Origin of the sequence: Micromonospora sp. DT47, assembly GCF_049844475.1 — a bacterium.
Lineage (GTDB): Bacteria > Actinomycetota > Actinomycetes > Mycobacteriales > Micromonosporaceae > Micromonospora.
Map to the genome: position 1 here is coordinate 1 of NZ_JBNCLC010000051.1, position 8,421 is coordinate 8,421.

6 protein-coding genes and 2 pseudogenes are annotated in these 8,421 nt (G+C 70.7%); 4 read left to right on the plus strand and 4 right to left on the minus strand.

Going from position 1 to position 8,421, the window contains the following annotated elements; translation table 11 throughout:
• The first annotated feature begins 283 nt into the window (after positions 1-283).
• Positions 284-1,096, plus strand: coding sequence for an IS5 family transposase (locus ACLQ2U_RS31945; protein WP_425754608.1), 813 nt, complete (start codon positions 284-286; stop codon positions 1,094-1,096).
• A gap of 48 nt (positions 1,097-1,144) precedes the next feature.
• On the opposite strand, the pseudogene ACLQ2U_RS31950 reads toward ACLQ2U_RS31945, so the two are convergent.
• The 3 genes and pseudogenes from ACLQ2U_RS31950 to ACLQ2U_RS31960 form a co-directional block, all read right to left on the minus strand.
• Positions 1,145-1,245: pseudogene (locus ACLQ2U_RS31950) on the minus strand (ADP-ribosylation/crystallin J1); the annotation flags it as partial.
• A gap of 480 nt (positions 1,246-1,725) precedes the next feature.
• Positions 1,726-2,103, minus strand: coding sequence for a hypothetical protein (locus ACLQ2U_RS31955; RefSeq protein ID WP_425754609.1), 378 nt, complete (start codon positions 2,101-2,103; stop codon positions 1,726-1,728).
• A 250-nt stretch (positions 2,104-2,353) separates the two neighbouring features.
• Positions 2,354-4,093 carry a hypothetical protein gene (locus ACLQ2U_RS31960; protein WP_425754610.1) on the minus strand — a complete coding sequence of 580 codons (1,740 nt, stop codon included), beginning with the start codon at positions 4,091-4,093 and terminating at the stop codon, positions 2,354-2,356.
• Positions 4,094-4,532: 439 nt separating this feature from the next.
• On the opposite strand from ACLQ2U_RS31960, the gene ACLQ2U_RS31965 reads away from it, so the two are divergent.
• Positions 4,533-4,727, plus strand: a complete 195-nt coding sequence (locus ACLQ2U_RS31965; protein ID WP_425754611.1) for a hypothetical protein — start codon at positions 4,533-4,535, stop codon at positions 4,725-4,727.
• A pseudogene (locus tag ACLQ2U_RS31970) lies at positions 4,693-5,466 on the plus strand (IS630 family transposase); the annotation flags it as partial. The gene ACLQ2U_RS31965 and the pseudogene ACLQ2U_RS31970, both read left to right, overlap by 35 nt.
• 3 nt (positions 5,467-5,469) lie before the next feature.
• Here the strand turns inward: ACLQ2U_RS31970 and ACLQ2U_RS31975 are convergent.
• On the minus strand, positions 5,470-6,939 hold the full coding sequence (locus ACLQ2U_RS31975) for a serine/threonine-protein kinase (protein ID WP_425754612.1): 1,470 nt from the start codon (positions 6,937-6,939) through the stop codon (positions 5,470-5,472).
• A 701-nt stretch (positions 6,940-7,640) separates the two neighbouring features.
• Here ACLQ2U_RS31975 and ACLQ2U_RS31980 point away from each other — a divergent pair.
• Positions 7,641-8,084, plus strand: a complete 444-nt coding sequence (locus ACLQ2U_RS31980) for an ATP-binding protein (protein WP_425754613.1) — start codon at positions 7,641-7,643, stop codon at positions 8,082-8,084.
• The last annotated feature ends 337 nt before the right edge of the window (positions 8,085-8,421 follow it).

Here is an 8,421-nt window from a genome sequence, read left to right on the forward strand (position 1 = left end):
AGGAACCATGATCACTGATGTCTGTGCCCGTCTCCTACCCGCCCGATCCTCACTGACCTATTTGCGCGGCCTCTTAGAGCCTGGTAAATAAGGGTTTGGGTCGGCTGGATGGCCGGGCAAGAGATCGATGATTCCGCCGGGCCGGCGTGGCGGCGTGACATGGGGAAGGGCCTTCGGTACGAGCGAAGGTGACTAAACCAGCACGACCGAAGGCCCAACCCTGTCTGTATACCTTGTCGCCGGCGTCGCCGCACCTGCCACGCCGGCCACCCTCGACGATCACTTGCCCACCGCCCGGCCACGGCACTACCCGTCCGACACCACGAATGCCGAATGGCGGATCCTGGCCCCGCACGTGCCGGCCGGGACCGGACGCGGCCGGCCGATCACGTACCCCCGCCGGGACGTGGTGGACGCGATCCGTTACCTCGACCGGACCGGCTGCCAATGGGACGCGCTGCCCGCCGACTTCCCCCACCACAAGCTCGTCTACCACTACTTCAAGACCTGGACCCGCGACGGAACGCTCAACCGCATGCACAACAGCCTGCGGGAACAGGTCCGCGCCCAGGTCGAGGGACGTAACCGGCAGCCGACGGCCGCGCTGGTCGACTCCCAGTCGGTACGCGGCGCGGAGACCGTCGGCCTGGCAACCCGCGGCTACGACGCCGGCAAGAAGATCAACGGCCGGAAACGTCACATCGCCGTCGACACCTGCGGACTACTACTCGCTGTCCTGGTCACCGCCGCCAGCGTGCAGGACCGCGACGCCGCCCGGCCGCTGCTGTGGGCACTACGAACCTGCTTCCCCACCATTCGGCTGACCTGGGCCGACGGCGGCTACGCCGGCCGGCTCGTCGACTGGGCCGCCACCCACCTCGCCCTGACCGTACAGATCGTCGCGAAGCTCACCGGGCAGACCACCTTCGTCGTGCTGCACCGCAGATGGGCGGTCGAGCGCACGTTCTCCTGGATCAACCGGTGCCGACGCACCGTCCGCGACTACGAACGGCTACCCGACCACCACGCCGCGATGGTCCAGTGGGCCATGATCATCGTCATGAGCCGACGCCTCGCCCGCCACCAACACACCTGAAACCCTTATTTACCAGGCTCTTAGGGACGGCATCAGCAGTCTCGGCCGATCTCGGGCAATCATGATGGCGTATCGCCGGTTGAGGACCGGGTAGAAGATCGGCTGGCCGGGCAGGCGGGTGGCCAGGCTTTCCAACCGGAGGCGCGCACGAGTTCGAGTTACTCTGAGCCGGTTGGCCGCCACAGGGTCCGCAACGACCACAACCACCAAGCCGTCTGGAACTACTTTTTGGGCGAGCTGTGGCGACGCACAAGCAGGCCATCGAACGGCACCTCGCCGCGCTCTGCGGCGGGTCAGCACAGGCCGAATTCCTCGGGCCAATGCGACCACGATCATGGCAAAGCAGGCGATCAGCAAGGTGATTCCGCCGAACACGGCTTACGCCCACCACTCGCCGGAGCGCTGCCGTACCTGTCGAAGGGGCTGAGTTGGCAGGTTCCAACCGCAGGCGCAGCTACGCCATTATTGCGGCCCGGCCAGGCTGGCGGTGGGGTGCGGGGTGTCGATTCAGCCATCATATGTGCCTCCGGCGGGGCGTCATTGTGCGCTGTTCGGGTCGAACCGGGCGGGACCGCGAGGTGGGGGCCGACCCGCCCGAGACATGGACAGCAACGCACCTTGGCTGTCCACTATTGACCCGGCGTTAGTGATTCCCTCGCCGTCACACTGCGGTAGAGCCCCTGGTCGTAGGGAGGCACCGCGTGCGCCTTTACCCACCGGTGCACCAACCCTCGGACCTCGACCGCGTGCCCGGCGGCCACCTGCATATCGGCGCCAGCCGCCTCCAGCAGCCTCACAGTTGGCCCGCTAATGCCCGTCGGGTCGGCCAGCGCCACCCCGGCCTCGATGCCGAGCAGCCACGGGCTTGTGGTCACCTCGTGCACTGCGGCAATCGCCTCGGCGCGCGGGGCGTGCCGATCCTCGCCGATGCCGTAACGCCCGGCTACCGCGGCCAGCGCGGCCAGCACTTGCCGCTCCCGCCGCGGCAGGGAAGGCACATGCACCATCGGATGACCGTACCCCGGGTACACCGGGATCGCGGCGCACAGCCGGTCCGATGAACTGCTGGACGATGGCTGAGCACGCCGGGGACGCCTCGCCGGACGGGGATGCAGGACCTGCTGACCCGGGTGAAGTGGGACGACGCTGCGGTCCGCGCGGACGTACGCGAGTTCGTCAGCCTGTACCGCTCGAAAACTCGGTTTCGGCTATGCGGCCTGGGAGTATTCGTTGATCAGGCCGTTGAGGATCTTTCGGTCAGGGCCGACCGGCCTCGGCCGACTGGGTGTTCGACCGACGCCGGACGGTCTCCGAGCCCGGTCGCGGGTCCGTGTCGTCCCGCCGGCGCTGCCGCGATCGCGACGCTGATCGTTGCTCGGTGGCCCCTTCCACGGCGTCGGGGGCCGCGACGGGTGGTGTGGTACGGCTCGCCGCGGTGTCTACCAGGTCCGGCAGGTCCCGCCCGGCCACCAGGGGTAGCTCTCGCGTGACTGCCGCGATCGGCCCCGGCTCGCCCGCCGGGTCGGCGACTCGGGCCACACGTGCCTGCCCCGTCGCGGTTCGCGGCATCGGTGCCGCGCTGCGGGTCGTTGCCGGCGGCGCGGTGTCGGCCGGCTCCGCGGCAGAGCCTGGCGCGTCCGTGGTCGACGGCGCGTCCGCCCGGCTGGTGGCCGACCGGTCTGGTGTGTTGCGCGGCGTTCGGCGCGGTGCGGCTGCCGGCAGGAGCGGGGCGAGTTCCGCGTGCAGCGCCGCCCAGTCGGAGGCGCGGGGCGGGTCGGGCTGATCCGTGGTCGAGATGGGCTGGTCCGTGCTTTCGGACCGCTTCAACTGCCGGTCGGTACGGTCCGGCGTCGCCGCCCGGGACCGCTCCGATCCCGGTCGCTCGGCACCGTCTCCCGCCTGCTCGGTGGCGTTCGCCTGCTGAACGGCGTCCTCGGCCGACGCTGGCCGCGCTGAGCCGCCGGAGGCCGCGTCCGCCGCAGGGGCTACGGGAGCCGCGTCCGGCGCGGGGGCCGCGACCGTGAGCGGCTCGGGGGCGTGGGCGAGCAGCCGCTCCGGGGCGTCGGCGAGCAGCCGCGCGGCCGAGGCTAGAGCGACGGGGTCGGGTTGACCGGCCCGACGCCACCGCCGGCGGCGGCCGCCCGCCGGCAGGTTCCCGGCGAGCACGCGCGCAGGTGCCAGATCGGCGGCGATCAGCGCGGTGAGCCCGTCGTAGTCCGCCTGCTCGGCCAGCCGCCGGGCGATCTCGTCGAGGTCGTACACCGCCAAGGCGATGTCCGCGGTGGTGGCGTCCAGTGCTCGGCTGATCTTGCGGTGCAACACCTTGCTGAGCGCCGCCTGCCGCCGCTCGGCGCGAATCTGCGCGCGGGCCGCGTCGAGCGAGCCGTACAGCCCGAGGCCGGGGTCGGCCTTGGCCAGCGAGCGGGCACGGCGGGTCAGCCACGGGTGTCGCAACCAGTGCCCGACCGGTTCGTACGCCGGCGTCGTGGGTGGCAGCTGCTGCCTGGCGCGCAGCCGGTCCCGCCGCTGGTTCTCGGTGTTCATCAGCCACGCCAGATAACCGAGCAGGGACATGCCCGCGTAGAAACCGCCTTCGAGGTGGTTGCTGTGAGCCAGCCAGTTGAAGGCGACCGCGGCGGTGGCGATGCCGGCCGACAGCACGCGGGACAGGATCGCCCGTTCGCCTAGTCGACGGCGTACGTCGGCGTTCGCCAGCACCACGACGCCGCCCAACTCCAGCGCCCCAACGGCGGGAAGGGCGACGTACCACGGCATGCGGAGCCGTTCCATCGCCCCGGACACCTGGCCGCCGAGCGCGATCAGCAGCACGACAACGTAGAACCCGGCGCGCAGCACGGCGACGTGCCGCACCGCCTTGGCCAGCTCCGCGTCCCACACCTCCGGCGGGTCGGCGCCTGGCGCCCCGCCCGAGGCGCCTGGCGCCCCGCCAATTGAGTTTCCGCCGGCCATCCGGGTCCGGTCCGATTCCTGGAACACGCCGAGCAGGTTCCTCTCTCACTCCGGCCCCGGCCTGACCGGCGCCGCGGCCGCCCGACCCGGCGGTGCCGCCCGCCGAGTCGTACCAGAGCCGCGCTCCGGCTGCCGCCCGTCGTCCGCCGCATGCTACAAGGTTGCCGGCTGAATTGGAGATCTCAGATACCACGCCGGGTGCATCGGGTCGCCCCTCCCCCGCCACACCGCCGGTCACCTGTGCTCACCCGACCGGCACCCCCGTGGCCGGTGCCGTGCCGAACGCCCGCGCAGGTCGGCGGCGATGAGTCCGACCGGGTGGCGCCCGGCAGAAAGCACCCCGCAGAAGTTCAGGAACGCGTGCTTGAAAGCGCCCAACCGTGGCGATTGTCGACAGCCCCAGCGAGGTGATGACACTGGCAGCAGGTCATGGAAGGCGGTCGCTGTTGTTGTAGCATCCGCGATCATGACCGTGGAGCGACTCATACGCGACCTGGTGGAGTGCGTCTGGAACGGTGGCCGCACCGACGAGCTGGGGCGGTTCTTCGCTGACAAGTTCGATCACGGCGGGCGGGCCGACCTGTCGACCTCGCCGAGGTCGCCGAGCTGGTCGAGCAGGGGTGCGAAGCGTGACGCACTGGTCAGCACGGTTGTTGGCTGATCACCTGACGCGAAACGGCATGCCAGTCAGCTTCGCCGAGGTCGCCCGGATCTGGCGAGCCTGGGACCTGCAGCCACACCGGGTAGAGACGTTCAAGTTCTCCACCGACCCGCAGCTTGAGGCGAAGATCCGCGACGTCGTCGGCTTGTATCTCGACCCGCCCGCCAACGCCGTCGTCGTGTGCGTCGACGAGAAGTCCCAGATCCAGGCCCTCGACCGGACGGCACCGCTGTTGCCGATGCGGTTCGACCAGGCCGAACGCCGCACCCACGACTACAAACGCCACGGGACGACCACACTGTTCGCCGCCCTGGAGGTCGCCACCGGGAAGATCACCGCCGACGCCTGCTACGACCGGCACCGCAACAACGAGTTCCTGCGGTTCCTCAAGCAGGTCGCCAAGGCCCACCCGCGGGTGAAGCTGCACGTCGTGGCGGACAACTACGCCACCCACAACCACCCGAACGTCAAAGCCTGGCTGGCGCGCAACCCGCGGATCACCATGCACTTCACCCCGACCAGCGCCTCGTGGATGAACATGGTCGAGATCTTCTTCGGCATCATCACCCGCCAGGCCATCCGCCGCGGAACCTTCACCAGCGTCCCGGACCTCACCCACGCGATCCGCACGTTCATCGACGCCTACAACCAACGCTGCCAGCCGTTCTGCTGGACCAAGACCGCCGATCAGATCCTGACCAAAGCCAACCGTCAAAAGACCTCAGACACGCGACATTAGCTGTCAGTCGTCGTCCTCTCCGCCGCGCACCTGGGAGTACCCGGCGAGCAGGTCCTGCAGGCGGTTGGCGGCGTCCGCGCTAATCCAGCCCTGGTCGGCCGCCTCGGCGACCCGCTCGCTCAGCTCCCGGATCCGCTTGGCGCGGTCCTTCGACTTGCCCTGGTCCAGCTCGGCGAGCTTGTCCCGCAGCTGCTCGGCCGTCTTCGGGTCGATCTCCCTCCGGCTCTCCGCATGGTCGATCACCGCCGCCAGCTGGGCGGCCAGCTGCCGCAGGGTAACCGGCGTGAGCCGGCCCGTGGGTGGCGCAGGGAGGGTTGGTTCCGACGACGGGCTCGGCGACCCCGACGCCGGCTGCTCGACCGGCGTGACGCCGAATGGCGCGGCAGGCGAATTATCCTGCTCGTCCCCGAGGGCGAGCACTCCGACCAGCCCGACGACGAGGGCGAGGCCGGCCGCGACGAGCACCGCGAGCAGCCGATTCGACCGGCGCGACGAGCCGGCGGGCGATGGGCGCACCAGTCGCGCCGCCGGGTCGCGGTCGATGAGGGTCGGCGGCTGGGCGGACGCCGCGGCCGCCACCCGGGGGGCCGCCTGTCCGGCCGGCAGGGTGGGCAGGATCGCGGTGGGCGGGTCGGCCGGCTGGCCGGCGCCGAACCGGGCGGCGAGTTGCGCTGCCGTCGGCCGTCGCGCCGGGTCCGCCGCCAGGCAGGCAAGGGTGAGCTCGGCGATGTCGGCGGGCAGGCCGGGGATGCGCAGCGGCGGCACCGGAGTGTGCCGGGCCTGCACCTCCAGCGCATCCTGCCAGGTCTGCACGGGCAGCGGCGCCCGCCCGGTGAGGGTGCGGTAGAGCAGCGCGCCAAGGGCGTAGACGTCGCTGGCCGGGTTGGGCGGGCCGGCGGCCAGCCGCTCCGGGGCGAAGTAGGCCGGCGTACCCATCAGCAGCTCGCCGGTCTGCCCGGCGAGCGGGTGGTGCGGGCCGGCGAGTGCGGCGATGCCGAAGTCAAGCACCTTCGCGCCGGTCTCGGTGAGCATGACGTTGCCCGGCTTGATGTCCCGGTGCACCACCCCGATCCGGTGCGCGGCGGCCAGCGCGGCAGCGACCTGCCCGGCCACCCGGACTGCCTCGGGCCAGGCGAGCGGGCCGCCGGTGAGCCGGTCGGCCAGGTTGCGCCCCTCGACCAGCTCCATTACCAGGTACGGCACGACCGCGCCGCCGGGCAGGGTCGCCTCGCCGTAGTCGTACACCTGCGTGACGTGCGGGTGGGTCAGCCGGGCGGCGGCGCGGGCCTCGCGCTGGATGGTGGCCCGCAGCTGCGGGTCGGTGGCGAACTCTCCCGCGAGCGCCTTGACCGCGACTGGCCGGTGCAGCACCTCATCGTCGGCGCGCCACACCTCGGACATCCCGCCGAGCCCGATGCGCTCGCGCAGGACGTACCGATCGTGCAACCGGAGGGTGGGCGAAAACGGCGACATGGTCGTTCAGTCTGCCTGGCCGGCGCCGCCCGGCACCACCCGCCGTGCCAGCTTCGCCCCGGGCTGCCGCGCTTGTCGGACAGGCAACCCACAGCCGTCAACCCATCGATCCGCGGTGCTGCCAGCGCTCTACATCGCGGCGCCGGACGCCGCCCGGCGGCGGCGGCCGTGCGAACCGCACAGGGAGTCTGGACAGCCCGGGCCAGGATCACGTGACGCGATCCGCTGCTCGCAGGCGCTGACGGGTGAGGCGGAGACCTGGGTACGTCGTCCGCTCAGCAGGGAAACTCTGCTCACCGTGGTTGTTCAGGATCAGCCGTTCGATGTGCGGATGCGGACGGAGAAGGGTGCCCGCCCGACGCCGAGGCTCGTGCTGACCATCCACGGCGCCAGCACCGTCTGAGTGGAGCGACTACACCGCGAGCGCCCCGAAGACGAATTGCCTCCCGCGCTGGCAGACCGGCGCCGGCGCGCACAGCTGCTTCCCGATCGCCGGACGCACCATGCGGCAACGCCGGCGGCCGACTGGCGAAGTCGCCCCCAAGCCGCCCGGCACGGCTACAAGCAGGTGGATCGGATGGAACCTCCCGGTGTGCCGGCCAGCGTGACCTCAGCCGAGGACCTACATCGGCCGCCATGACAGTTTCTCGATGTCGCCTTCGGGTACTGCGAGATCGACCCTTGATCAGCGACGCCGGAACGTGGTGACCCAAGTGCTTCTGCGATTGTCGCTGGACCTGCCGCGTGACGCCGGGACAGTCGCCATGGCCCGGCGTGCCCTCGACGGCGCACTAGCCGGCGTTGGGTTTGAGGACGACTGCCGGGGCGACATCCAACTCGCACTGTCAGAGGCCTGCGCCAACGTGATCGCCCACGCGGTGGCCGCGGTCGACTACACGGTCGACGTCACGGTCGACGGCGACCGGTGCGTGATCGAGGTCTCTGACCAGGGCGGCGGGTTTGTCCCCTCGCTCTCGGCCATGCCCGGCCAGTCCGCCACCTCCGGACGGGGCCTGCCTATCGTCGCCGCACTCGTCGATGACCTCGACGTCGTCTCCAACACGGGCACCGGCACACTGCTGCGCTTCGCCAAACGACTGGCCTGGGCCGGTTACAACCAGCACGCTAGGCAACGTCCCGACTGACACCGACATAACCGGGGTGGCACCGCCGAGCCGGGTGCAGCGGCGTAGGGCAAGGAACGGCGGCTGTGGCCGGCCAAGGCCGGCCGGGTGGGAGAGAGGCAGTCAGCGGCTGAGGGCGACGGTCACTATGGCAATGCACACCACCAGGAGGGTGATCGCCCCGAAGGCCATGTACGGCCACCACTGGCCAGAGCGCGATGACTGCGCGACCGTGGGCTGATGCGGCGGATTCCAGCGAGGTGGTGGGACCTTGGCGACTCTGAGGTCCCCCCGCTTTCGCGGAGCGGTGGTTACCTGGCGCCGGTTGGCTCAGGCTGAACGATAGCTGGCTGTGGTT

Coding starts and splice junctions, on each gene's coding strand:
- ACLQ2U_RS31955 (WP_425754609.1), bottom strand. CDS start 2,103: ATGGTGCATGTGCCTTCCCTGCCGCGGCGGGAGCGGCAAGTGCTGGCC.
- ACLQ2U_RS31965 (WP_425754611.1), top strand. CDS start 4,533: ATGACCGTGGAGCGACTCATACGCGACCTGGTGGAGTGCGTCTGGAAC.
- ACLQ2U_RS31975 (WP_425754612.1), bottom strand. CDS start 6,939: ATGTCGCCGTTTTCGCCCACCCTCCGGTTGCACGATCGGTACGTCCTG.